We start from the raw sequence: 24,627 nt of genomic DNA, 5'->3' as shown, positions 1-24,627 counted from the left end.
GTGCGTCGACCGGGCCGGCGGGCCCGTGTGATCATCGCCGTCCAGTATGCGTGGCACGCGAGGGGCGCACCCGTTAACCAGTCGTGGCCAACCGGTGAAAATCGGGCGCGAACGGGTCCCGATGCCAAGGAAGTTGTCGTAGGGTCACCTGGATTCGTCAACCCGTGCGGCACCGCGAGGGCAACCAGTCACACGGGTCGATCGTCTCAACAGGGCGAACGGACAGACAGAGACGGACGCCGGGGCGTCCACAGGAGGGGCTCACTCTATGGCGGCGCATTTCGGCAGCAGGTTGCGCAAGGGAGCGGCAACCACGGCCGTGGCCGCGGCGGCGGTCGCGGCTCTGTCCGCCTCGCAGGCTCCCGGCGTCGTCGACGAACACGGCAGACAGTCCACCGCTGAGGCGACGCCCCAACCCGACGACGGCACCGACGGCAGCGCGACCGGCGACTCGCCGTACTTCACGGACCTGCCGCCCCTCAACAGCCCCAGCCCGGCGCCCGTCGTCGGCACGCCGATCTCCAAGGGCCCGGCCGAGGCCGGCATACCGACCACCGTGCTCGACGCCTACAAGAAGGCCGAGGCCGAACTGCGCGCGTCCAAGCCGGGCTGCAACCTGCCCTGGCAACTGCTGGCCGCCATAGGCAAGGTGGAGTCCGGACACGCCCGCGGCGGCAACGTCCGCGCCGACGGCACCACGGTGTCCCCGATCCTCGGCCCGCGCCTCGACGGCAACGGTTTCGCGCACATCAGCGACACCGACCATGGCCTGTACGACGGGGACAGCAGGTACGACCGCGCGGTCGGGCCCATGCAGTTCATCCCCTCCACCTGGGAGTGGGCGGGCCGCGACGGCAACGGCGACGGCAAGAAGGACCCCAACAACGTCTACGACGCCGCTCTCGCCGCCGGCCACTACCTGTGCCGCTTCGGCTGGGACCTGTCCACCGCCGCCGACCTGCGGAGCGCGATCCTCAGCTACAACAACTCGACGGACTATCTGAACACCGTCCTGACGTGGCTGGAGTTCTACCGCAAGGGCAGCCACACCGTCCCGGACGGGACCGGACCCCTGCCGTCCCACCGCAGCGACCACACCCCCGGCGCGAACCCCGGGCCGACGCCGCAGCCGTCCACCCCGAGGGCGACCCCCTCGCCCGGCAGCTCCGGCAAGCCCGCCGCGCCCGGCAGGGGCGGTGGCTCCTCCACCCCGAGCCCGAGCCCTTCCTGGCCGACCCCGCCGACCCCGCCGTCCAAGCCCACCCCGCCGGCCACCCCGGGCACGCCCAGCGCGCCGCCCACCCCGACCGACACCGTGCATCACCTCCAGGACGCGGGCACGGACAAGCTCACCGCCATGGCGGGCGACGCGTTCACGGAGAAGATCAGCACCCGTGCCGTGACCGGGGACGGCAAGGCCGTCGGCAAGGTGCGGATCCGGTTCACGATCACCGGTGACACCGACGCCGCCTTCACCGGCGGCGAGAAGGTCGCCACCGTCGCCACCGACGCCTCCGGCGTGGCCGTTGCGCCGGCGCTCCTGGCAGGCGAGGAGACGGGCGACTTCACGGTCCGGGCCGCGGTCGTCGGCCGTATGCTCCCCGGCGTCGACTACACGGCCACGGTCACCGAGCGCGCCGCCGACGCCCTCACCCGCACCACCGACACCGAGCTGGTCTGCGTCCCGGGCGGCGAGTTCGCCGGCCAGGTCGAGGTCAGGGCCACCTACAAGGGCGCCGTCGCGGACCGGGTCGCGGCCACCGCCACCCTGGTCAAGTCGGCCGACGACCCCGCCCAGAACGACAAGGGTCCCTACTTCAAGGGCGCCGACGGCAAGCCGGTCCGCACCCTGAAGGACCTCCAGACGGACGCGAGCGGCCTGCTGAAGCTGCCGAAGCTGTACGCGGACGACACCACCGGTACGTTCCTGCTGCGCATCACCACCGCGGGCGGCGCGACGCTGACCGTGGAGCTGAAGGTGGCGCCGGCCGACACCCCGGCCGAGCCGTCCCCCAGCCCTTCGGCATCCTCGTAGCACCGGCGCGAACAGCCCACGAACACCCTGAGGGCGCCCCGCCACAGCGGCGGGGCGCCCTCGGCGTCGTCCGGCGGCCGATCGCGCCCGGAGGACGGAACCGGTCAGCGTTTGAGCCGGGCGTTGGTGTGCCGGGTCGGCTCCGCGGACGCCGGGTCCTCGGGCCAGGGGTGCTTCGGATACCGCCCGCGCAGCTCCGCCCTCACGTCCCGGTAGCCGGTCCGCCAGAAGGACGCGAGGTCGGCGGTGACGGCGGCGGGACGCCCGGCCGGGGAGAGGAGGTGCACCAGCACCGGGACCCCGGCGACCGCGGGCGAGTCGTGCAGGCCGAACATCTCCTGGAGCTTCACTGCGAGCACGGGCCGTTCGGGATCCGCGTAGTCGATCCGGATCCGGGATCCGCTGGGCACGGTGAGCCGTTCCGGGGCCAGCTCGTCCAGCCGCGTGGCGTCACCGGAGGCCCAGGGCAGCAGCCGGGTCAGTGCCTGCCCGGCGTCGATCCGCGCCAGGTCGGCGCGCCGCCGGGCCCGCCCGAGCTCCGGCTCCAGCCACTCGTCCACGCGCGCGTGCAGCGCGTCGTCGGACACGTCGGGCCAGGGCTCCCCGAGGTGCCGGCGCAGAAACGTGAGCCGCTGCCGCAGCATGTGCGCCTCCGCCGACCAGCGCAGCAGCCCGAACCCCTCCTGCCGCAACCCGTCGAGCAGCGCCGCCCGTACGAGGCCGGGCTCGGCGTCCGCCAGGGGCCGCACCGCCAGCTCCACGGCCCCCAGCCGCTCGACCCGCCGCGCGACGACGTCGCCGTCGCCCCAGCGGACCTCGTCCTGTTCCGTGCGGAGCGCCCCGGCCGCGAGCCGGGCGACGTCCTCGTCGACGACCGCGGCGAGCTGCACGCGCGCGTGCCGCCTGCCCACCGGCCGATCGGCCACGGCCACGGCGACCCAGGGCGCGCCCCACAGCGGTGATCCGTCCGCAAGCTCCGCCCGCGTCCCGGACACCATCAGGTACGAGCCACCGTCGAGCCGGCCCACCCGCTCCGGAAAGGCGAGAGCGGCAACGAGCCCGGCGAGACCCACGTCCCCAGGACGACGCCCGCCACCGCTCCCGGCGCCGGACGGCGGCTCCGCCCCGCGGGCCGTTTGCGGGCGGGTGGGACTGTCGGAGACTTCCGACACCGCGGCCCGCAGTCGGCGGACCTCCGTTCGCCAGCGTGCCGCGTACGCGTCGCCGCCGTGCCGGGCAGCCCGCAGGGCCGCGGCGAGATCGTCCCCGTACTCCCTCGGCAGCTCCTCGCTCAGCAGTGCGACGAGCTCCGCGACCCGCTCGGCCCCGCCGACGGCTGAGGCGTCGAGCAAGGCCCGTCCCAGCCGCGGATGCACCCCCAGCCGTGCCAGCGAGCGCCCGCGGTCCGTGGCGCGCCCAGCGGAGTCCACCGCGCCCACGACCGTCAGCACCTCCCGCGCCGCCGCCATCGCCCCGCCCGGCGGGGGGTCGGGCAACGCGAGTCCGGAGGCGTCCGGATCGCCCCAGCAGGCCGCCTGGAGGGCGAACGCCGTCAGATCGGCCACCTTGATCTCCGGTGCGGGAAACGCGGGCAGACGCGCCTCCTCGGCCTCCGCCCAGCACCGGTACACCGCGCCCGGCGCCTCGCGTCCGGCACGGCCCGCCCGCTGCCGCCCGGAGGCCCGCGAGGCCCGTACCGTCGTCAGCGCGCTCAGCCCGCGCGCGTGGTCCACGCGGGGCTCCCGCGCGAGCCCCGAGTCGACGACCACCCGCACCCCGGGCACCGTCAGCGACGACTCGGCGACCGAGGTCGCGAGGACCACCCGGCGACGCCGCCCCGGCACCAGCACCGCGTCCTGCACGTCCGCCGGCGCCCGACCGTGCACCCGGAGCACGTCCACGTCTCCGAGATCACCCAGCAGACCCGCGACCCGCCCGATCTCGCCCACGCCGGGCAGGAAACACAGCACGTCCCCGGCGCGCTCGGCCAGCGCCCGCCGCACCACCGACGCCACATGTGTCAGCAGCGCCGGGTCCACCCGCATCCCGTGCGGCGGGCGCACCGGCCGGGAGGGAGGCGCCCACACCACCTCCACCGGATGCGCCACACCGTGCGCCTCGACCACCGGCGCCCCGCCCAGCAGCTCCGCCCACACGCGCGCGTCCGTCGTGGCAGAGGCGGCCACAAGCCGCAGCTCCGGCCGCAGAGCCTCGCGCACGTCCCGCAGGAACGCCGCCACCGTGTCCGCGTCCAGATGCCGCTCGTGGCACTCGTCGAGCACCACCACGTCGACGCCGGCCAGCTCCTGGTCCCGCTGCAACCGCTGGAGCAGCACACCGGTCGTGACGACCTCCACGCGCGCGTGGCGCCCGACGACGCGCTCCCCGCGCACGGTGTAGCCGACGCTCCCGCCGACCTTCTCGCCCAGCAGCCACGCCATCCGCCGGGCCGCCGCGCGCGCCGCGATCCGCCGCGGCTCGGCCACGACCACCCGCCGCGCGGGCCCCTCACCCAGCAGCCCGGCCAGCGCGAGGGGCACCAGCGTGGTCTTGCCGGTGCCGGGCGGCGCCACCAGGACCGCGGTCCCGTGACCGTCCAGGGCCTCGTGGAGGGCCGGCAGCGCGTCGCGCACCGGCAGCGCGCCCAGTTCGTCGTGACGGATCACGCGCTCAGCCCCGTACACCCGCACCCGGTCACGCACTCAGTCCCGCACGCAGACGAAGATCGCCGTCCCGGGGATCAGATTCCCGCGCAGCGGCGACCAGCCGCCCCACTCGGACGTGTTCCAGGCCGGCCACTCCGGCTCGACCAGGTCCACCAGCCGCAGGCCCGACGCCACCACGTCCCGCACGCGGTCCCCGACGGTCCGGTGGTGCTCGACGTACACCGCGCGGCCGTCCTCGTCCTGCTCGACGTACGGCGTGCGGTCGAAGTAGGAGCCGGACACCGACAGCCCCTCCGGGCCGGGCTCGTCCGGGAACGCCCAGCGGATCGGGTGCGTCACCGAGAACACGAACCGCCCGCCAGGCCGCAGCACCCGCCGCACCTCCCGCAGCACCGCGCGCGGGTCGGCGACGAACGGCAGCGCCCCGTACGCCGAGCACGCCAGGTCGAAGGAGCCGTCCGCGAACGGCAGCGCGCCCGCGTCGGCGCACACCAGGGGGATGGCGCCACCGATGCGCAGCGCGTGCTGGAGCTGGCGGTGCGACAGGTCCAGGGCGACCGGGCGCGCGCCCAGCCCGGCCAGCCAGCGCGAGCACTGCGCCGCGCCCGCGCCGATCTCCAGGACGTCCTTGTCCTTGAGGTCCTCGGGGTTGCCGAGCAGCTCCGCCTCGATCTCGTCCAGGCCCTCCGGGCCCCACACGAAACGGTCGTCGCCGAGGAACGTGCCGTGCTCGATCTGGTACTCGTCCGCGTTGCGGTCCCACCAGCCCCGGTTGGCCCTGGAGCTCTCCGTGGCACCGGCCTCGCGCCGGGTGGCCTCCGGTTCGGCCGGTTCGAACTGTTCGGACGGTGCTGGCTCTTGGATGATCGGCTCCCTCGTACTAATCTGCGGGCTCTCCCGTCCGACCGGTTCCGGCGGTGGTCACCGCAGGGACTCGCTCGGGCCGGCGTGGGCTCGGGAGGCGCATTTTCTGCCGGAAATAGGGCGATCCGCCCCGGCTGTGCGGCTTCGCGCATTGACCATGCCCGGCTGCCCCCGTATGCTACAAGTTGCGCTGCGGGCCTGCGCGCCTCAGACGGAGCAGGCTGCGCTCGCATCTGTTGCATGTCCCCTCGGTTGTCGAGGCACCACCAGGTTTTCGTGTGGCGCTTCCTAAGCTGTCCGGCTTCTGCAGAGCGAAACGGGCTCCCGGCGTAATGCAGTACCTACGACTCAATGTCCGTACCGGAGCCCTTTCCCACATGACGAGCAGCACCGAGACCACCGCCACCACCCCGCAGGTAGCGGTCAACGACATCGGTAACGAGGAAGCCTTCCTCGCCGCGATCGACGAGACGATCAAGTACTTCAACGACGGCGACATCGTCGACGGCGTCATCGTGAAGGTCGACCGGGACGAGGTCCTGCTCGACATCGGTTACAAGACCGAAGGTGTCATCCCGAGCCGCGAGCTCTCGATCAAGCACGACGTCGACCCCAACGAGGTCGTGGCCGTCGGCGACGAGATCGAGGCCCTGGTCCTCCAGAAGGAGGACAAGGAAGGCCGCCTGATCCTCTCGAAGAAGCGCGCCCAGTACGAGCGTGCCTGGGGCACCATCGAGAAGATCAAGGAAGAGGACGGCATCGTCACCGGTACCGTCATCGAGGTCGTCAAGGGTGGTCTCATCCTCGACATCGGCCTCCGTGGCTTCCTGCCGGCCTCCCTCGTCGAGATGCGTCGTGTCCGCGACCTCCAGCCGTACGTCGGCAAGGAGCTCGAGGCCAAGATCATCGAGCTGGACAAGAACCGCAACAACGTGGTCCTGTCCCGCCGTGCCTGGCTGGAGCAGACCCAGTCCGAGGTCCGCCAGACGTTCCTCACGACCCTCCAGAAGGGTCAGGTCCGCTCCGGTGTGGTCTCCTCGATCGTCAACTTCGGTGCCTTCGTGGACCTGGGTGGCGTCGACGGTCTGGTCCACGTCTCCGAGCTGTCCTGGAAGCACATCGACCACCCCTCCGAGGTCGTCGAGGTCGGCCAGGAGGTCACGGTCGAGGTCCTCGACGTCGACATGGACCGCGAGCGCGTCTCCCTGTCGCTGAAGGCGACCCAGGAAGACCCGTGGCAGCAGTTCGCCCGCACCCACCAGATCGGCCAGGTCGTGCCCGGCAAGGTCACGAAGCTGGTTCCGTTCGGTGCGTTCGTCCGCGTGGACGAGGGCATCGAGGGTCTGGTGCACATCTCCGAGCTGGCCGAGCGCCACGTGGAGATCCCGGAGCAGGTCGTCCAGGTCAACGACGAGATCTTCGTCAAGGTCATCGACATCGACCTCGAGCGTCGCCGCATCAGCCTCTCGCTGAAGCAGGCCAACGAGGCCTTCGGTGCCGACCCGGCCACGGTCGAGTTCGACCCGACCCTGTACGGCATGGCCGCGTCCTACGACGACCAGGGCAACTACATCTACCCCGAGGGCTTCGACCCCGAGACCAACGACTGGCTCGAGGGCTACGAGACCCAGCGCGAGGCGTGGGAGCACCAGTACGCCGAGGCGCAGTCCCGCTTCGAGCAGCACCAGCAGCAGGTCATCAAGTCCCGCGAGGCGGACGCCGCTGCCGCCGCCGAGGGTGGCGAGGCCGCCGCTCCGGCCGCGTCCGGCGGTTCGTACTCCTCCGAGGGTGGCGACAACTCCGGCGCCCTGGCGTCGGACGAGGCGCTGGCCGCTCTCCGCGAGAAGCTGGCCGGCGGCCAGAGCTGAGCTCCCGCACAGGGGCCCAGCCGCTGAGGCTCAGCCGATGACTTGAAGGGCCGCACCCGTTCCGGGTGCGGCCCTTCGAGCTGTTCGGAGGGTCTCGCGGAACCTTGCGGCCGATGGGGGAATGCGAACGTCCCACAGCTCGTTGTGAACCTACGAATACGAGGAGGGGCGGTCACACAGTGCTTGATCCGCAGGGTTTGTACGCATGGGAGCCGAAGGGTCTGGCCGTCGTCGACATGGCGCTCGCCCAGGAGTCGGCCGGCCTTGTCCTGCTCTATCACTTCGACGGATACATCGACGCGGGGGAGACCGGCGACCAGATCGTGGAGCGGCTGCTGGACACGCAGCCCCACCAGGTCGTGGCGCGCTTCGACCACGACCGGCTCGTGGACTACCGGGCCCGCCGCCCGCTGCTGACGTTCCAGCGGGACCGCTGGAGCGACTACGAGGTGCCGGGCATCGAGGTGCGTCTCGTCCAGGACGCCACCGGCGCGCCGTTCCTGCTGCTCTCCGGGCCCGAGCCCGACGTGGAGTGGGAGCGTTTCGCGGCTGCCGTACGGCAGATCGTCGAGCGCCTCGGCGTACGCCTGTCGGTGAACTTCCACGGCATCCCCATGGGCGTCCCGCACACCCGCCCGGTGGGCCTGACCCCGCACGGCAACCGCAGTGACCTGGTACCGGGCCACCGCAGCCCCTTCGAGGAGGCGCAGGTGCCGGGCAGCGCGGAGGCGCTGCTCGAGTACCGCCTGATGCAGGCCGAGCACGACGTGCTGGGGGTGGCGGCGCACGTGCCGCACTACATCGCACGCTCCTCGTACCCGGACGCGGCGCTGACGGCCCTGGAGGCCATCACCTCGGCCACCGGGCTCGTCCTGCCGGGCATCGCCCACTCCCTGCGCAACGAGGCCCACCGCACCCAGACCGAGATCGACCGGCAGATCCGCGAGGGCGACGAGGAACTCACCTCCCTCGTCCAGGGCCTCGAGCACCAGTACGATGCCGCAGCCGGCGCGGAGACCCGGGGCAACATGCTCGCCGAGCCCGTCGATATCCCGTCGGCGGACGAGATCGGCCGCGAGTTCGAACGCTTCCTGGCGGAGCGGGAGGGCGAGAACTGACGAGGTGGAGGTGCCGCCCGCCCGCCGGGCGGGCCGCCGGAGCCAGGGCCTAAGCTGCCGCTCATGCTGAAAGTGGGCCTCACCGGGGGCATCGGTGCCGGTAAGAGCGAGGTGTCACGGCTGCTCGTGGAGTGCGGGGCCGTGCTGATCGACGCCGATCGCATCGCGCGCGAGGTCGTCGCTCCGGGCACGCCCGGCCTCGCGGCGGTGGTCGACGCCTTCGGTCCGGAGGTGCTGGCCGAGGACGGGAGCCTGGACCGGCCCAGGCTGGGTTCCATCGTCTTCGCCGACTCCGCGAAGCTGGCCGTCCTGAACTCGATCGTGCACCCCTTGGTGGGCGCCCGTTCCCGCGAACTGGAGCAGGCGGCCGCCGAGGACTCCGTCGTGGTCCACGACGTCCCCCTCCTCACGGAGAACGGCCTTGCCCCGCTCTACGACCTGGTGATCGTGGTGGACGCGAGCCCGGCGACCCAGCTCGACCGGCTCCTGCGGCTGCGCGGGATGACCGAGGAGGACGCACGCGCGCGCATGGCCGCGCAGGCGACCCGGGAGAAGCGCCTCGAGATCGCGGACATCGTCATCGACAACGACGTGCCGTTGGACCGCCTCGAGCGGCGGGTACGGGAGGTGTGGGCGGAGCTGGTCCGCACGGAGCCGGTCCGCAGGGCACACGGGCCTCGTCGGCCGCATGAGCACCAGGGGCCCCAGGAGCAGCAGGGCCCGCAGGCATAGGGGGCTCCGGGAACAGGGCTGCCCGGCCCGGGGCGTTGAACCACTGTGGCATGGGAAGGAAGCAGTCGTGCCCGAACGTACTCCGGAGACCGACATCATCGACTATCGCGCCGCGGAGAAGCTGCTCGCCGCGCGAGATCCGCGGGGCGCGGTGAAACTGCTCGACCGGGTCATAGGCGCCCACCCGGAGAACACCTCGGCCCGGCTGCTGCGTGCCCGTGCCTTCTTCGCGGCGGCCCAGCTCCGGCCCGCGGAGCTGGAGTTCACCATCGTGCTGGAGCGCGAACCGGACAACGCGTACGCGCACTTCGCGCTCGCCCGCACCTACGAGCGGCAAGGCCGACCCGACGAGGCCAGGCGTCACTTCCGGCTGGCCGCCGCGCTGGACCCGAACCCGGAGTACCTGCAACGGGCCAAGTTCGACTCCTGACCCCCGCGGACCGTCCGGGCACTCTCGCCGGCGTCCGGGGCAGCTTCGCCGACGGCTGCCGTCGCCCCTGCTACCGTCGCCGGTCGTCCGGAGGCCAGTACGGCGGCACGTCCCGCCCCGGCTGGTAGTGCGGACCCTGCCGCAGATGCCGGACGACCAGCATGAAGTCGACGGCCATCACCAGCCACAGCACGCCGCAGGCCGCCGCCCACCCGGGCCGTCCGACCAGCACGAACACCACTGTGCCGAAGCCCGCCCAGACCAGTCCCCACACGCACAGCCAGAACCGTGCCCGCAGGGCACTGCGCGCGGTGGTGGGTTCACTGCCTGTACGCATCGCCGATCACCATTCCTCCTTGAAACGTACTCTCGCCCGGCCCGCACACCAAAGCGGTGCCGGCCTCACTCGAACGGGTGAACCATGTCGGGAGGGGAACGGCCGTGCGGGGACGGGCCGTTGTCCGGGCATGGAGCTGAGAATGCGCGAGGGGCATCAGGGGACGGGACCGGGAGCGATCACGCCGGACGGCTGCGCGGTGGAGCTGTACGCGCGGCTGCCCGTGGGGAGCGAGCCGGACATCATCGCCGCGGCCGTGCCCGCGGGAGCACACATCCTGGAGCTGGGGTGCGGTGTGGGCCGCGTGACCCATCCACTGCTGGAGCGCGGCTTCACCGTCACGGCGGTGGACGAGTCACCGGACATGCTGGAGCGGGTGCGCGGGGCGCGGACCATATGCAGCCCGATCGAGCAGCTGGAGACGGGGGAGACCTTCGACGCGGTGATACTCGCGTCGTTCCTGGTGCACACGGGTGACCCCGAGGTACGGCGAGGACTGCTGCGCACCTGCGCGCGGCACGTGGCGGAGGACGGCTGCGTACTGATCCAGCGGGAAGGCGGCGACTACCACGTCAATCTGCCGCGCGAGCGAAGCGACACGTGGGTCCCCCCGGCCGAAGGCGGGGAGAGGGTGGACCCGGTGGCCTTCACGGTGCGGATCCTGTCGGCGGAGCCGGTCGGGGACGGGGTGAACGCGGTGCGCGCGGAGTACGTCTTCCCGGACGCGACCTGGACCCAGACGTTCCGCTCCCGGCCGCTGACCAGCGAGCAGTTCGAGGAGGCGCTGGGGGAGGCGGGTCTGAGGGTGGACAGGTATCTGACCGAGGACGGGATATGGGCGCGGGCGGTACCGGACAAGCGTCTTTGACGGAGCCCGGACAGCGATGAGTTCGGGAGCGCGGACCGGTCTGCCTCTGTGCAAGCACGACGGCCCTCAAGCACCACGGCCGTTCCTCATCGCCACACACAGGAGACCCGTATGTCCGTGTCCGAACACACCGCGCCCACCGCACCCACCACGTCGCCGGCGTCCGCCTCCGGCCGCCGTGCCGCTCGTATCGCACTGCGCTCCGTACAGGTGCTGCTCGCGCTGTTCTTCGTGTTCGCCAGCGCGTTGCCCAAGCTCATCGCGCACCCGACGGCGGTCGAGAGCTTCGACCGGATGGGCTGGGGCAGCGCGGGCATGTACGGCATCGGGGTGCTGGAGCTGGCCGGAGGCGTGGCGCTGCTGATTCCAGTGCTTCAGTCGGCGTCGGCGATGGCGCTGAGCGCGCTGATGGTAGGAGCCTTCATCGTGCAGCTCACCGCCTTCGACGGGCAGAACGCGGCGACCCCGGTCGTCCTGATCGTGCCGCTGGCAGTCATCGCCTGGGCGCGGCGGGACCACAACGCTCGGTTGCTGCGGCTGGTGCGGCGGCAACCGTGACGGACGTGACCGCCCGGACCCGTGTCACCGCTCCTTGGGACGGCCCGCCGGTCCGTCACCGAAGCCGCCCGGCCCGCCCAGGTCCCGCAGGCGCTCCAGCTCGCGGCGGTCGCGCTTGGTGGGGCGGCCGGTGCCGCGGTCGCGGATGCCGATCGGGGCGACGGCCTCGCGGGGCGGGGGCGGTGGGGAGTTGTCGACGTAGCACTGGACGGCGATGGGGGCGCCCACGCGCTTGCGGATCAGCCGCTTGACGACGACGATCCGCTCGCGGCCCTCGTGCCGCAGCCGCACCTCGTCGCCGACGCGCACCGAGTAGGCGGGCTTCACCCGCTCCCCGTTCACCCGGACATGCCCGCCCCGGCACGCGGTGGCGCCGATGGAGCGGGTCTTGACCAGCCGGACGGCCCAGATCCAGCTGTCGATCCGTACGTTCTCCCCGCTCGCCGGCCCGGCCGCCTCGGCGGCGGCGACAGCGGCGGTCGTTTTCGGATCCACGCCTTGGTCCTGGTCGTCCTGCGAAGCCATGCATCCGACCTTAGCGGCCCGACGGCTTCGACCCGGAGGTAATTACCGTGGAGCCATGGACGAGAGCAGCAGCCTCGCCGCCCTCGACGGGCGGATCACCGACTGCCGGGCCTGCCCGCGGCTGGTCGCCTGGCGGGAGGAGGTGGCGCGCACCAAGCGGGCCGCGTTCGCCGACTGGACGTACTGGGGCCGCCCGGTGCCGGGATTCGGACCGGCGGACGCCCGTCTGCTGATCGTCGGACTCGCCCCGGCGGCACACGGCGGCAACCGCACCGGCCGCATGTTCACCGGCGACCGCTCCGGCGACGTGCTGTACGAGGCCCTGTACGAGCTGGGGCTGGCCTCCCAGCCCACCTCCACCTCCGCCGACGACGGCCTGGAACTGTACGGGGTACGTGTCTCCTCCCCCGTGCACTGCGCACCACCCGCCAACAAGCCGACCCCCGGCGAACGGGACACCTGCCGCCCCTGGCTGGTCCAGGAACTCACCCTGCTGCGCCCCACCCTCCGCGCGGTGGTCGTCCTGGGCGCCTTCGGCTGGCAGGCCGCCCTCCCGGCCTTCGCCGAAGCCGGCTGGCCCGTCCCCCGCCCCCGCCCGCCGTTCGCCCACGGCGCCCGGGTGTCCCTCGACGGCCTCGACCTCTTCGCCTGCTTCCACGTCAGCCAACGCAACACCTTCACCGGCAGACTCACCCCCGCCATGCTCCGGGACGTGCTGCGGACGGCGGCCCGAACGGCGGGGCTGCCAGTGAGGCCGCCGACGGAGTAGCCCGCGGTCACCTGGAGAAAGGAGACGACGCGGACGCCGTACACCCGTTACGGTGCCCCGATGAGCCTGTACCCGGAGATCGAACCGTACGACCAGGGCATGCTCGACGTCGGCGACGGCACGGGAGGTCTGCGGCAACCGTTCCTAGAAACTGAGCGGGAGTGAGTCCTGGGTCCAGGGCTCGTGCTCAGCCGTGTGCCCCGAACGGTTGTGGGCACTCTGGTCGCCCGCTTTCGCTCCGCGTCCGGGCGGCACGGATCGTGTCCGTGGTCCGGGAATGCGGGGGCGGGGTCCCTCACGCCCCGGGGTGCCCGGTCGGGCCTGGACGGTCCGATGCCCCACACGATCGCTCCGGTCGTGTGGGGGCGGTGCCGTCCGTCGCCGGATCGCACATCCCAGGGCGCGCCTTCCGATCGCCACGGCGGCAGCGTCGTGACGGGTGGGCTTCCTGTTCTTGCTGGTGAGGGGTTTCTGCCAGTGCTGGGCGCCCCAGCGGCTGGTGTAGGCCGGGTCGACCGCGACGACGGTGACACCGAGCTCGGCGGCCATGGACACCAGCCGTGCGCGCAGGCGGGCGGTGGGCAGGCCGGAGATCAGCTTGCGGAACCGCTTGCGGCGGCCGTGTTTCTCCCGGGTCTTCTCGGCGGTGAAGTCGAGGTCCTCGATCGCGAGCGCCAGGCCGTGGCGGGCGGTCCAGTGCAGCAGGCGGATCAGGGCATGGCGCAGTTGTGCGTCGCGGTGCTGTGCGGTGCCGTCCAGCTGGTAGTCGAATCTGCGGGCCGCGCCGAGGGGGTTTCCGTGTGTGTCCAGGCGCCAGGCGGCCAGGTGGTCGGCATTCATGTCGACACCGGCCAGCCCACCCGCACGAGCAGCCGAAAGCGGCACGGTCCGCACGGGCGGGGTCTGCCAGGACGCAGTCACATACCAGCGGCCCCGGTCCGGGTCATAGTGGACGCGGTAAGCCACCGCACGATGGGCCGCGACACGGTCGGCCCACTGCTCGCCCCGGTGGCGGAAGACGATCCGGCAAGCGAGCACGTACCGGCCGTGCGGCGCGTTCGCCAGCCCGGCCAGGGCAGCCGGAAGCCGGATGCTCACCTCACCGCCGGGTGTGACGCGGATCGTCTCGTTGCCGTACCGCTTCCCGGACTCGCCATCGGCCTGCAGGAACCACCGCTCGGCCTGCCACCGCAACCGCCACCGCGCCTCCGAAAGCCCGGCGGCCTGAAGGTGGTGCCGGGCGCGCGCCAGTTTCTTCCCGCCGCGCACCACCCGCACCCGCCCGGCCTCCCAGTCGGCCCGCACCCGCACCAGCCGGTCCCCAAGGACATGCAGCCGCCGGGACTTGGCGAACCACTCCCGCTCGGAGCGGTAACCACCCGGCACCCCCTTGGCACCCCTGGCCCCGACCGGCTGCGCAAGCCGGTGCGCGATCGTCTCGACGCCCGCCCGCAGACTCTGCATGTGGGCGAACTGTCCGCGCCGGGCCAAAGCCCACTGATCGTGCGTGAACCTGGTGATGCCGCCCGCCCACCGCGAAGACGACTCCCCGGTCAACGCCCGCTTCCGCCGCGCCCACTGCTCACCGTCGTGCTCCAGCCCCGCCGCGCAGCGGGCCTTCAGGTCACGGGAGGCCAGCGAGCCGAGCAGAGCGCCGACCTGGCGCAGCACCGCCTCGTCCTGCCCGGTCAGACCCTTGAGACGGGACCGGATCGCCACCCCGGACGGGCCGGGCACCACGAACGACGCCGCCACCTCCCGCAGCCCACCCACACCCTCACCCCCGCCCGAAACCGCAACCGTCACCGCACCCAACGAGCAGCCCCGGCCAAAGGTCACGCATTCGAAACCAGAACTCCCGGTCGCCTCCCCCCGGCCGCGCGCCTTCACGCACACCACGCTCACTCATACACACCAGAGCACGTCCAACCGCTGCCAAACGGCAGCAGTTCAAACCCCCGCGGCAAGCCGGCGGTGATGCTGCACGGCGGGCCGGGCTCCGGATGCGCGCCGGGCCTCCGGCGCTACTGCGACCCCTCCGCGTACCGGATCGTGCTGCTCGACCAGCGCGGCTGCGGCCGTTCCACGCCGCACGCGAGCGTGTACGGCACCGACATGAGCGTCAACACGACCGCGCACCTGATGGCCGACCTGGAACTGCTGCGGCGCCACCTGGGCATCGAGCGGTGGCTGGTGTGGGGCGGCTCGTGGGGTTCGGTGCTGGCGCTGCGTTACGCGCAGACGCATCCCGGCGTGGTCTCCGAGCTGGTGCTGACGGGGATCGCGACCGGTTCCAATCCGGAGGTGGACCTGCTGACCCACGGCCTGGGGAGGATCTTCCCCGAGGCCTTCGAGCGGTTTCTCGCCGAGCTGCTCGAGGCGGACCGCACCGGAAACCTCGCGGCCGCCTGCAACCGGCTGATCGAGTCGCCCGACCCGGCCGTGCGCGAGCGGGCCGCGCGGGCCTGGACCGACTGGGAGACGGCGATCATCTCCGCCCCTCCCCGCTCCGTCGAGCGCTACGAGGACCCCGCATTCCGCATGGGCTTCGCCCGTACGGTCACGCACTACTTCGGCAACGACCATTTCCTCGGCGAGGGCAACGACGAGGGAGTGGTGCTGGGCGACGCCCGCAGACTCAGGGGCATTCCCGGCACCCTCGTCCAGGGCAGCCTCGACTTCGGCAACCTCCTCGGCACCCCCTGGCGCCTCCACCGGGCCTGGCCGGACAGCGAGCTGATCGTCGTGGCCGAGGCCGGGCACGACTCGGGAGCACCGGGTGCGGTGGACGCCCTGGTGGCGGCGGCGGACAAGTACGCCCGGTCGCGGTACTAGGCGCCCCGGCCCGGTCTCAGGGCTTCCACACGTACCGCGCGTACAGGGCGGTCGGGTGCAGACCGACGTCGATGCTTCCGGCGGCGGAGTCGGGGCGCGCCAGGTCGATGACGCTGACCGTGCCGGTGGTGGTGGCCGCGGTCACCGGGTCGGCCGGCACCGGGGTGCCGTACGAGTTGATCGTGGTGTCACCGGGCTTCGCCGGGGTGACGACGCAGCGCCAGTCGTTGCCGGGCCCCTGCGCGGCGACCTGGCCGGAACCCTTGTCGCACGCCGCACTCACCCGGAGTTGCGCCTCGGTGACCTCCGGGCGGTGGAGCTGCTCGGTCTGCATGCGGTACAGGTGTGCGAACGCCGTGGCGACCGACCGCTGCACCCTGTCCTGCTCGATCCCGGAGCCCGTCGACGGTGTCGCCACGGCGATGACCGCGACCGTGAGGGCGGCCAGTCCGGCCGGCGGCAGGAGTCCGATGGTGATCGCGCGCCGCCCGGAGCCGTCGTGGGCCGGGTTGGTGAAGTCGCGCCGCAGGAAGAGCAGATACGCCAGGGACGTGGCGGCCACCGTCCATACCAGGGCGACCACGACGCCGATCAGCAGCGGGCCGAGCTGCGCCGGGCCGGTGAACAGGCCGTTCCAGGCGATGAAGGCGTAGCCGGGCAGGGCGAGACGTACGGCGACCGGCAGCGGCAGCATCTGGGCGAGCTGCATCGCCAGGGCGGCGAGCGCGGGCAGCAGCAGCGCCATCGGGGACCGCCCCAGCGCGACGGACCCGAGCAGTCCGATCGCGGCGAGCGCCAGGGTGGGGGCGAGCACGCAGAGCCAGGCGAGCAGGACCCTGCCGGCGGCGTCCCCCGGCGGCAGCAGGTGACCGTCGAGGCCGACCAGTGGCTGGTTGCCCACCGCGAGGACGCCGCCGACCGTGCTGGAACACGCCAGCCCGGCCACGAGCAGCAGGATGACGGTGAGGCCGGCCAGCGCCTTCGCCGCGAAGATCCGACGGAGCGAGCGGACCGCGACGACCAGATGGCGCCAGGTGCCGAGCCGGTCCTCGGAGGCGAACACGTCGCCCGCGACCACCGAGGTCAGCAGCGGGAGCGCCCAGGTGCCGGCGAAACCGAGCATCACCAGCGGACCGGCCCACCCGGTGGCGTGCATCCAGCGGCCGAAGAGGGTGTCGGAGGGGAGCGTGCTCTGCAGGCTCACCGCGGCGACGAAGAGCCCCGGCACGGTCCAGCAGGCGAGGACCAGCAGGCGGATCCGCCACTGCGAGACCAGCTTGACCAGTTCGAAGCGGTAACAGCGGGACACCGGGACGCGGCGGGCGGCGGCGGCGTGCTCGTGGGCGGCGGTGGTCGCGGTCATCGGCCGTCCTCCCGCTGTTCGGTGAGGGCGAGGAACGCGGCCTCCAACGGCGATGCCACGGGGGCGAGTTCACGCAACGCGATGCCCGCGCCCACGAGCCGCACCACCAGTTCGTCGACAGCGGGCACCGGCGCGCGTACGACGAGCGTCCCGGCTCCGTGCCGTGCCACGGCGTCGTCGACGACGCGGATCCCGGGCGTGCCGTCGGCCAGTCTGCGGGCGGCACGCGGATCGGAGGTGAGGAGCCGGTAGTCGAGTTCAGGGTTCTCGGCGGCCAGCTTGCTCAACGGACCGGAGAAGACGACCCGTCCGGTGGCCAGGATGGTGACCTCGGAGCAGAGTGCCTCCAGGTCCTCCATGCGGTGGCTCGACAGTACGACGCAGGTGCCGTCCGCCGCGAGCCGGGTGAGGACACCGTGCACGTGCCTCTTGCCGGCCGGGTCGAGGCCGTTGGCGGGCTCGTCGAGCACGAGCAGCCGGGGTGGGGTGAGCAGGGCCGCCGCGAGCCCCAGCCGTTGACGCATCCCGAGGGAGAAGCCCCGGGCCGGGTCGTCGGCGACATCGGTGAGGCCGACCTGGCCGAGCACGTCGTCGATCCCCGCCGTCCGCGCGTCGAGGCCGCGCAGCGCGGCCAGCGCGGCGAGGTTCTGCCGGGCGGTGAGCGAGGGGTAGAGCCCGGGCCCGTCCACGAACCCGGCGACACCGTCGGGAGCGGCGAGCGCCCGCCCGACGGGCGTCCCCAGGATCTCGAGGGAGCCGCTGTCGGCGACGGCCAGCCCCAGCAGGAGCCCGAGCAGTGTCGTCTTCCCGGCGCCGTTCGGTCCGGCCAAGCCGTGGATCTTTCCCTGCTCCACGGTCAGGTCGACGCCGTCGAGCGCGACGACATCGCCGAAACACTTGGTCGTCCCGCGCGCCCGGATCGCGAGGAGTGTGTCCATGAGTCCCTTCCTTCGCAGCCCTCAAGGACCGTAGGGACGGCGGCACGACGCGCGCAGGACCGGCGAGTTGAACGCTCATGGAACGAGAGGAAGGTCGTGCTCACGACAACTACACGCCAAGTCGTGGCGCACGGGGCCGGCTTGGGGACCGTACTGAGGTGGGGCGAGTGGCTCAGGTCCGCATCGCGAACAGCGGCGGTCTCACTGTTCGACTCGCACGAGGCGGTTGACGCGGTACACGTCCGGGACGCAGAGGTTGAGGAGGGTGGCCGCGGCGATCAGGCCGCCGCACGCCAGCAGCACGCCCTGGGTGTCCCACGAGCGGGCCGCGAGGGCGGTGATGAGGTAGCCGAGGGGGATGGCGAGGCGTTCCCCGATGCCGTTGAACGCGCTCATGCGGCCCTGTTCGGTCTGGGGCACGTGCTGTTGGAACGCGGTGGTCCAGGCGACGATCGCGATGTCGAGCCCGATCCCTGCCAGCGAAGCGCTCGACAGGACGAGGAGCAGCGGCGAGCCGCAGGCCATGGCGGTCAGGGGGAGCGCGAGGGCCCCGCCCGCCGCGACCGCGACGGTGAGCAGTCGGTACGGCTTCCAGCGCAGGCACACGAGGGTTCCCGCCAGCAGGCCGGAGGCGAAGGCCGCCTGGATCAGGCCCCAGTCGCGTGCCCCCGCGTACCGCTGAGCGGCGACGAGCGGGCCGAGGAGCTGGAAGCCCGCCAGCCATGCCGCGACGAGGACGGTCCCGGCAGCCGTGTAGGTCCACAGCCAGGTCCGCGACCAGAAGCCGCTCCAGCCCGCACGCAGGTCCACCAGGACGCCGGTGGCCCTGGTGAGCGGGGCGTCCAGACGCAGACCGAGAAGGAGGACGGCCGCGGCGGCGAACGTGAACGAGTCCCAGGCCAGGGCCCACGCCGCGCCACTGGCCGCGACGATCAGCCCGCCGGCGACCGGCCCCAGCACCTTGACCGCGTTGCTCGGCAGTCTGAGCAGCGCGTTGGCCTGCTGCAGGTGCTCCGCGGGCACGATCTGGGCGATGGCACCCTGCGTGGCGGGCACGGTGAAGGACGCCGCGGTTCCCGAGACGAAACCGCAGGCCGCGATCGACGCGGTCGTCGCATGCCCGGTGGCCACGGTGACGGCCAGCGCGCCCTGCGCGGCCGCCGCCAGCAGATTGCCCAGGAAGAGGATCCTGCTTCGGGACAGGCGGTCCGCGAAGACGCCGCCCGCGAGGAGGAACACGATCGTGGGGACGGTGTTCGTGGCGAGGACCAGGCCGAGAGACCCTGCTCCGCCGCCCTGCTCGATGACCGAGTAGGCCAGTGCGAGCGGGGCCATCGCGGACCCGGTCGCCGAGATGAGGTTCGCCAGTACGAACCGTCGGAAGGCCGCGAGCCTCAGCGGCGTGCGGACGATCGTCGTCGACTCGGGGGCCGTCTTCATGATCTCCCTGAGCACGGGCTGTGCGCGGATCGACGCGGATGGTGCTGATGCTGCCCGGAAATGTGAGGTGCGACGCACCTTCGGCGGTGAACTGGTGTCACGTACGTCTCAGTAGGGGCATCAGGAGAGGCGTTCGCCCCCTCCTTGGCGGTTAAATCTGGACGTACAACATTGAACGTGGAGGTGCAGCGTGAACGGGCGAACGGTGCTCGAGCGCTTTCCCGCCGGCGGTCCCCGCGGGTCGTGGCCGGCGGAGGAGTTCGCGCATGCGCGACGTCTGGAGGGCTTGCCCGCCGAGGTTGTCATGGACCTCGCGACCGACACGTTCCTGGTGATCGTCCGGGGCGGAGAGGCGGGCGGTGACGCCACGGCGTGAGCCGCCGGCTTTTGCGCCTCTCCGGCTTCCTTACGCGCTGACCGTGCTGGACCAGGCCGGGGTCGTCCCCGTGATCCGGCACAGGGCCAGATAGAGGGGGATCGGCGGGGTGTAGGGGATCGTGCCCGCCGGGCGGTGGACGAGCGTGGGCGCCGTCGGTGAGGCGGGGAGCGTCGCGCCCGGGGAGTAGTGGGCCGGAGCGGGCCAGCGCAGGGCGTAGTCGGAGTCCGCGGGGACGATCCACCACCAGTGCGCGCGATCCGCGTAGACGCAGCCCACGCGGGGAAGCCGGGGCATCAGCTGCGGACCGAGGTGGGCGGGGATCGCGACCGCGTCGCAGCCCAGGGGGGCGGTCATGCCCTCGGGCGGGGACAGTCGCCGGGGTGTGCCGTGGGTGCGCAGGCGGCGGCCCAGGTGTACGAGCGTGTCCAGGTTGAGCGACTGGCCGGTGCCGCCCAAGGCGCCGGCGCCGGTCACAGCCATGCGGTCCCCGTTTCGTGATGTGCCTGCCGGTGGGTCTGCCGCTGCGCCTGGCCGTGCACCTGCGGGCCGTTCTTGTCGCCGGTGTCGCGGGCCGGGACCGGCTTCGGTCGGGCGCCCCAGCCCAGGTCGCTCCGGGCGGGCGCGGTGCGGCGCGGCAGTTCCGCCCACACCACCAGGCCGGTGCCCTGCTCCTGGGCCCCCCAGGCCAGGCACATGGCGTCGACGAGGAGCAGTCCCCTCCCGTGTTCCTCCTCGGGCTGCCGCGGCGACGGCTGGGGCTCGCCCGGCGCGCACCCCTCGTCCCGTACGGCTATGCGCACCCGATCGTCCCCGTCGTGCAGCTCGCACACGATCTGCCTGCTGGCGGTGTGCACGATGGCGTTGGTGACCAGCTCCGAGACGACGAGGGCGGCCGCGTCGCAGGTGTCCTCGCACACGGACCAGCCGGTCAGCCGGGTCCGGGTCAGGCGTCTGGCCTGCGCGGGGGAGCCGGGGTGCGCGGCCAGCTCGAAACGGAACCGACGCTCGGCAACGTCCCCGCCGGGGCCCGCGCTCGTACTCGCGCCGCGGCTCGGCGAGCTCGCGGCGGCGTCTGTTCCTAAGGGCGGAGACGGAATCACGCTTGCCACTATCGCCCCGCCGTGAACACTTGGCAAGTGGCACTCTGAAAGTTGCAGAGTGTTGGAGTCACGCTGAGGGGCCATGGCACACTGCTCGCAACAGCACGTCGAACGGCGCCAGTTGAGACCGCCGGGCCCCGGGATTTTCGAACGGGCTTTCGCGCGGTTGCCGTGGGTCGTGCGGGATTCATGACGGGAACCTCCGGAATCCTCACGTCCGTCCGTACAGTTCGCTCCTGGGTCAGTGGAGGTGGAGTGTGAGTGAGCCTCGGTCCGCGCCGACCGTCGGGCAGGTCGTGCTCGGCCGGCGCCTGTGGGACCTGCGGGAGAGCGCGGGGCTCAAGCGTGAGGAAGCCGCTCGCATCCTGCACGTGGCGCCTGCCACCGTGCGCCGTATGGAGATGGCGGAGGTCGCCCTCAAGATCCCGTACCTCCAGCTGCTGCTGAAGGCCTACGGCGTCTCCGACGAGGAGGCCGAGGCCTTCACGCGGCTGGCCGAGGAGGCCAACCAGCCGGGCTGGTGGCAGCGGTTCCACGACATCCTGCCGGGCTGGTTCTCGATGTACGTCAGCCTGGAGGGCGCCGCCGCGCTCATCCGGTCCTACGAGCCGCACTTCGTCCCCGGACTGCTCCAGACCGAGGACTACGCGCGCGGGGTGCTCAAATCCGGCGCCGTCGGCCAGACCAGCCCCGAGGACATAGAGCGCCACGTCGCGCTGCGCATGCAACGCCAGAACCTGCTCACCCGCCCGGACGCTCCCAGGTTCTGGGTGGTGATGGACGAGACCGCGCTGCGCCGCCAGGTCGGCGGCCCCGAGGTGATGCGTGCGCAGATCGACAGACTGCTGGAGGCCGCGAGGCTGCCCAACGTGACGTTGCAGGTCGCCCCGTTCTCCGCGGGGCCGCACGCCGGCACGTACGGCCCCTTCGTGCTGTTCCGATTCGCCATGCCCGAACTGCCGGACATGGTCTACAGCGAGTACCTGACCGGCGCGGTCTACCTGGACGCGCGTCAGGAGGTGGCGAGCCACCTCGAGGTCATGGACCGCATGGCGGCGCAGGCCGCTACTGCACATCGCACGAAGGAGATCCTCCGGGATTTCCGCAAGGAGCTGTGAATGGAACGCATCACGTACCAGCCCAAGCCGCGGCTGCGCGGCGGCATCTACAACGGCATGCCCGCCCGCGAACTCGGCAGCGAGGGCTGGCACAAGCCGTGGAGCGGTGGCAACGGAGGCAACTGTCTGGAGGCCATGAAGCTGGACGACGGCCGGATCGCGGTCCGTCAGTCGACCGACCCGGACGGACCGGCGCTGATCTATACGACCGACGAGATGACGGCGTTCATCGAGGGCGCGAAGGCGGGAGAGGCGGACTTCCTGCTGGCCTGAACGACCCCTGTCTGTTGACTGTCTCAACTCCCTAATCTTGGTAACGACTTGATCATGACCACTGCTCACTTCAGACGCTTACGAGGTGCCGTATGACCGAGATCGACACCAGCAAGCCGCATCCGGCGCGGATGTACGACTGGTACCTCGGTGGCAAGGACAACTACCCGGTCGACGAGGAACTGGGCCGGCAGATGCTGGCACTCGACCCGCGGGTGCCGGTGATGGCCAAGGTCAACCGCGCGTTCATGCACCGGGCGACGCGCTGGCTGGCCGGCCAGGGCGTACGGCAGTTCCTGGACATCGGCACCGGCATACCGACCGAGCCGAACCTGCACCAGGTCGCCCAGTCGGTCGCGCCGGACGCACGTGTCGTCTACTGCGACAACGACCCGATCGTGCTGGCCCACGCGGCGGCCCTGCTGCGCAGCGCGCCGGAGGGCATCACCGAGTACGTGCAGGCCGACGTCCGCGACCCGGCCACGATCCTGGAGGGTGCCGGGAAGGTCCTGGACTTCAGCCGGCCCGTGGCCCTGTCCCTGGTGGCGCTGCTCCACTTCATCACCGACGAGGACGGCGCCCACGACCTGGTCGCCCGTCTCCTCGCCGAACTGCCCTCGGGCAGTTACCTGATGATGACCCACGCCACCTCGGACTTCACTCCGGAGGACTCCGAGAGGGCCACGGCCAAGCTGAAGGCGGCGGGCGTCACCCTCGCCCTGCGCTCCCGCGAGGAGTTCAGCCGCTTCTTCGACGGTCTGGAACTCGTCGAGCCCGGCGTGGAGGTCGTCCACAAGTGGCACCCGGAACTGGGCGAACCGGTCCCGGGCCAGGACGACGGAGTCATCCCGGGCTACGGGGCGGTGGCGCGAAAGCCGTGACCACGGGATCCGTGACCACGGGATCCGTGGCCGCGGAATCCGTATCCGCGAAAGCCACGACTGCGGTGGTCATGACTGCGGTGGTCATGCCTGCTGCGGTGGTCGTGGCGCAGTGAGACGTCCGTGGCGCCCCGCCGGCCAGGCGGGGTGCCACGGACGTCACACCCGCATCGGACGGTCGTACGGGCCGATCGGGGACGGGAGGCTCCGGGCGCCCGTCAGATGGTGGTCCACGGAGGCCGCGACCGCGCGCCCTTCGGCGATGGCCCAGACGATCAGCGACTGGCCGCGGGCGGCGTCCCCGGCGGCGAACACGCCGGGAACGTTCGTCGCGAAGGCGGGGTCCCGGGCGATGGTGCCCCGGGGAGTGAGCCGCAGCCCCAACTGGTCGATGAGGCCGTCCTCCTGGGACGGGCCGGAGAAGCCCAGCGCGAGCAGCACCAGATCGGCCGGGATCGCGCGCTCGGTGCCGGGCCGGGGGCGCCGTTCCGCGTCCACCTCGGTCAGGTGCAACTCGCGCACATGCCCGTCGCCGTCGCCGGTGAAGCGGAGCGTCGACGCGGCGAACAGCCGCGCGTCCGCGTCCGCGGCCGGCGCGGTGCCCAGGTCGCCCGCCTCCTGGTGCGCGGGCGACAGCCGGTAGATCTTCGGATAGGTCGGCCACGGTTCGAGGTCCTCGTCGCGCTCCGCGTCCGGCTGGGCGTAGATGTCGAGCTGGGTCACGGACGCGGCGCCCTGCCGCACAGCCGTGCCCAGGCAGTCGGCTCCCGTGTCCCCACCGCCCACGATCACGACATGCCGGCCGGCCGCGCACACCGTTGAGGTCTCCATGTCGCCCTCGCACACCCGGTTGGCCAGCGGCAGGTACTCCATCGCCTGATGGATGCCGGTCAACTCCCTGCCCGGTACCGGTAGTTCACGCCATGCCGTGGCACCCGTGGCGATCACCACGACGTCGTAGCGCGCCCGCACCTCCCGGGCCCCCACGTCCCGCCCGACCTCCGTCGACGCACGGAACTTCGTCCCCTCGGCCAGCATCTGCTCCAACCGCCGCTCCAGATGGTGCTTCTCCATCTTGAACGCCGGGATGCCGTACCGCATCAGCCCGCCGAGCCGGTCGTCCCGCTCGTACAGGGCGACCGTGTGCCCCGCACGGGTCAGCTGCTGGGCCGCGGCGAGCCCGGTCGGCCCCGACCCGATCACCGCGACGGTCCGCCCGGACAACCGGTCCGGTGGGCGCGGCGGGGTGAACCCCTCCTCCCAGGCGCGGTCGGCGATCGCGCACTCGACGTTCTTGATGGTGACCGCCGGCTGGTTGATCGCGAGCACGCATCCCGCCTCGCACGGCGCCGGGCACAACCGCCCGGTGAACTCGGGGAAGTTGTTCGTCGCGTGCAACCGGTCGGCGGCCGCCCGCCAGTCCTCCCGGGACACCAGGTCGTTCCACTCGGGGATCAGATTGCCCAGCGGACAGGCCTCGTGGCAGAAGGGCACCCCGCAGTCCATGCACCGGTCGGCCTGCTTGCTGAT

General features: G+C 72.1%; 23 protein-coding genes and 1 pseudogene. 13 read left to right on the top strand and 11 right to left on the bottom strand.

Annotation, left to right across the window (positions count from 1 at the left end; translation table 11 throughout):
• The first annotated feature begins 268 nt into the window (after nucleotides 1-268).
• Nucleotides 269-2,035 (top strand): lytic transglycosylase domain-containing protein, encoded by a 1,767-nt coding sequence (locus tag CG719_RS17315; protein WP_100569551.1) that lies wholly within the window; start codon nucleotides 269-271, stop codon nucleotides 2,033-2,035.
• A gap of 104 nt (nucleotides 2,036-2,139) precedes the next feature.
• On the opposite strand, the gene hrpB is transcribed toward CG719_RS17315, so the two are convergent.
• Nucleotides 2,140-4,701: an ATP-dependent helicase HrpB gene (hrpB, locus tag CG719_RS17310; protein WP_100569638.1), complete on the bottom strand. Its 2,562-nt coding sequence runs from the start codon at nucleotides 4,699-4,701 to the stop codon at nucleotides 2,140-2,142.
• A gap of 36 nt (nucleotides 4,702-4,737) precedes the next feature.
• On the bottom strand, nucleotides 4,738-5,586 hold the full coding sequence (locus CG719_RS17305; protein WP_100569550.1) for a class I SAM-dependent methyltransferase: 849 nt from the start codon (nucleotides 5,584-5,586) through the stop codon (nucleotides 4,738-4,740).
• A gap of 356 nt (nucleotides 5,587-5,942) precedes the next feature.
• Between CG719_RS17305 and rpsA the strand changes: the two genes are divergently transcribed.
• The 4 genes from rpsA to CG719_RS17285 all read left to right on the top strand — a co-directional run bounded on the left by rpsA (nucleotide 5,943) and on the right by CG719_RS17285 (nucleotide 9,713).
• The gene (gene rpsA, locus CG719_RS17300; RefSeq protein ID WP_100569549.1) at nucleotides 5,943-7,433 is read left to right on the top strand and encodes a 30S ribosomal protein S1; all 1,491 of its coding nucleotides are present in this window, start codon (nucleotides 5,943-5,945) and stop codon (nucleotides 7,431-7,433) included.
• A gap of 179 nt (nucleotides 7,434-7,612) precedes the next feature.
• The gene (locus CG719_RS17295; RefSeq protein ID WP_100569548.1) at nucleotides 7,613-8,551 is read left to right on the top strand and encodes a PAC2 family protein; all 939 of its coding nucleotides are present in this window, start codon (nucleotides 7,613-7,615) and stop codon (nucleotides 8,549-8,551) included.
• A 63-nt stretch (nucleotides 8,552-8,614) separates the two neighbouring features.
• Nucleotides 8,615-9,283, top strand: a complete 669-nt coding sequence (gene coaE, locus CG719_RS17290) for a dephospho-CoA kinase (RefSeq protein ID WP_100569547.1) — start codon at nucleotides 8,615-8,617, stop codon at nucleotides 9,281-9,283.
• Nucleotides 9,284-9,350: 67 nt separating this feature from the next.
• Nucleotides 9,351-9,713, top strand: a complete 363-nt coding sequence (locus CG719_RS17285) for a tetratricopeptide repeat protein (RefSeq protein ID WP_100569546.1) — start codon at nucleotides 9,351-9,353, stop codon at nucleotides 9,711-9,713.
• 70 nt (nucleotides 9,714-9,783) lie between these two features.
• Here CG719_RS17285 and CG719_RS17280 read toward each other — a convergent pair whose 3' ends face one another.
• Nucleotides 9,784-10,050, bottom strand: a complete 267-nt coding sequence (locus tag CG719_RS17280; RefSeq protein ID WP_100569545.1) for a DUF6343 family protein — start codon at nucleotides 10,048-10,050, stop codon at nucleotides 9,784-9,786.
• A 142-nt stretch (nucleotides 10,051-10,192) separates the two neighbouring features.
• Here CG719_RS17280 and CG719_RS17275 point away from each other — a divergent pair, with 142 nt between their 5' ends.
• Together CG719_RS17275 and CG719_RS17270 are read left to right on the top strand one after the other, a co-directional pair.
• Nucleotides 10,193-10,918, top strand: coding sequence for a class I SAM-dependent methyltransferase (locus tag CG719_RS17275; RefSeq protein WP_100569544.1), 726 nt, complete (start codon nucleotides 10,193-10,195; stop codon nucleotides 10,916-10,918).
• 111 nt (nucleotides 10,919-11,029) lie between these two features.
• Entirely contained in the window at nucleotides 11,030-11,476 is a 447-nt protein-coding gene (locus CG719_RS17270) for a DoxX family protein (RefSeq protein ID WP_100569543.1), read from the top strand.
• Between the two features lie 24 nt (nucleotides 11,477-11,500).
• Here the strand turns inward: CG719_RS17270 and CG719_RS17265 are convergent, their stop codons facing one another.
• Nucleotides 11,501-12,001, bottom strand: a complete 501-nt coding sequence (locus CG719_RS17265) for an RNA-binding S4 domain-containing protein (RefSeq protein ID WP_100569542.1) — start codon at nucleotides 11,999-12,001, stop codon at nucleotides 11,501-11,503.
• A 55-nt stretch (nucleotides 12,002-12,056) separates the two neighbouring features.
• On the opposite strand from CG719_RS17265, the gene CG719_RS17260 reads away from it, so the two are divergent.
• Nucleotides 12,057-12,770: a uracil-DNA glycosylase gene (locus CG719_RS17260; RefSeq protein WP_100569541.1), complete on the top strand. Its 714-nt coding sequence runs from the start codon at nucleotides 12,057-12,059 to the stop codon at nucleotides 12,768-12,770.
• 144 nt (nucleotides 12,771-12,914) lie between these two features.
• On the opposite strand, the gene CG719_RS17255 is transcribed toward CG719_RS17260, so the two are convergent.
• A complete protein-coding gene (locus CG719_RS17255; protein ID WP_107488229.1) occupies nucleotides 12,915-14,543 on the bottom strand; it encodes an IS200/IS605 family element transposase accessory protein TnpB in 1,629 nt (542 codons plus the stop codon).
• 180 nt (nucleotides 14,544-14,723) lie between these two features.
• Here CG719_RS17255 and pip point away from each other — a divergent pair.
• A pseudogene (gene pip, locus CG719_RS17250) lies at nucleotides 14,724-15,605 on the top strand (prolyl aminopeptidase); the annotation flags it as partial.
• A 16-nt stretch (nucleotides 15,606-15,621) separates the two neighbouring features.
• Here the strand turns inward: pip and CG719_RS17245 are convergent.
• From CG719_RS17245 to CG719_RS17235, 3 genes are all read right to left on the bottom strand, one after another.
• Nucleotides 15,622-16,968: an ABC transporter permease gene (locus CG719_RS17245; RefSeq protein WP_234375624.1), complete on the bottom strand. Its 1,347-nt coding sequence runs from the start codon at nucleotides 16,966-16,968 to the stop codon at nucleotides 15,622-15,624.
• Nucleotides 16,965-17,906, bottom strand: a complete 942-nt coding sequence (locus CG719_RS17240; RefSeq protein WP_100569539.1) for an ABC transporter ATP-binding protein — start codon at nucleotides 17,904-17,906, stop codon at nucleotides 16,965-16,967. Before CG719_RS17240 ends, CG719_RS17245 begins: the two co-directional genes overlap by 4 nt.
• Nucleotides 17,907-18,107: 201 nt before the next feature.
• Nucleotides 18,108-19,346 (bottom strand): MFS transporter, encoded by a 1,239-nt coding sequence (locus tag CG719_RS17235; RefSeq protein WP_100569538.1) that lies wholly within the window; start codon nucleotides 19,344-19,346, stop codon nucleotides 18,108-18,110.
• 190 nt (nucleotides 19,347-19,536) lie between these two features.
• On the opposite strand from CG719_RS17235, the gene CG719_RS35410 reads away from it, so the two are divergent.
• Nucleotides 19,537-19,722, top strand: a complete 186-nt coding sequence (locus tag CG719_RS35410; RefSeq protein WP_159024888.1) for a hypothetical protein — start codon at nucleotides 19,537-19,539, stop codon at nucleotides 19,720-19,722.
• Between the two features lie 30 nt (nucleotides 19,723-19,752).
• Here CG719_RS35410 and CG719_RS17230 read toward each other — a convergent pair whose 3' ends face one another.
• Both CG719_RS17230 and CG719_RS17225 read right to left on the bottom strand, forming a co-directional pair.
• Nucleotides 19,753-20,205 carry a hypothetical protein gene (locus tag CG719_RS17230; RefSeq protein WP_100569537.1) on the bottom strand — a complete coding sequence of 151 codons (453 nt, stop codon included), beginning with the start codon at nucleotides 20,203-20,205 and terminating at the stop codon, nucleotides 19,753-19,755.
• Complete coding sequence (locus CG719_RS17225; protein ID WP_234375623.1) at nucleotides 20,196-20,825, bottom strand: ATP-binding protein; 630 nt, start codon at nucleotides 20,823-20,825, stop codon at nucleotides 20,196-20,198. The genes CG719_RS17230 and CG719_RS17225 overlap by 10 nt, the downstream gene beginning before the upstream one ends.
• 257 nt (nucleotides 20,826-21,082) lie before the next feature.
• Between CG719_RS17225 and CG719_RS17220 the strand changes: the two genes are divergently transcribed.
• The 3 genes from CG719_RS17220 to CG719_RS17210 all read left to right on the top strand — a co-directional run bounded on the left by CG719_RS17220 (nucleotide 21,083) and on the right by CG719_RS17210 (nucleotide 23,097).
• Nucleotides 21,083-21,943, top strand: a complete 861-nt coding sequence (locus CG719_RS17220) for a helix-turn-helix domain-containing protein (RefSeq protein WP_100569535.1) — start codon at nucleotides 21,083-21,085, stop codon at nucleotides 21,941-21,943.
• Entirely contained in the window at nucleotides 21,944-22,216 is a 273-nt protein-coding gene (locus CG719_RS17215) for a DUF397 domain-containing protein (protein ID WP_100569534.1), read from the top strand.
• Between the two features lie 92 nt (nucleotides 22,217-22,308).
• Nucleotides 22,309-23,097, top strand: coding sequence for an SAM-dependent methyltransferase (locus tag CG719_RS17210; protein WP_100569533.1), 789 nt, complete (start codon nucleotides 22,309-22,311; stop codon nucleotides 23,095-23,097).
• A gap of 159 nt (nucleotides 23,098-23,256) precedes the next feature.
• Here CG719_RS17210 and CG719_RS17205 read toward each other — a convergent pair.
• Nucleotides 23,257-24,627 (bottom strand): glutamate synthase subunit beta (locus CG719_RS17205; protein ID WP_234375622.1); only part of this gene is annotated, 1,371 nt, incomplete at its 5' end.

This window comes from Streptomyces sp. CB01373 (assembly GCF_002803075.1).
Taxonomy (GTDB): Bacteria; Actinomycetota; Actinomycetes; order Streptomycetales; family Streptomycetaceae; genus Streptomyces.
The sequence above is the reverse complement of the archived record's forward strand: the minus strand, read 5'-3'. Positions and strand labels throughout refer to the sequence as shown.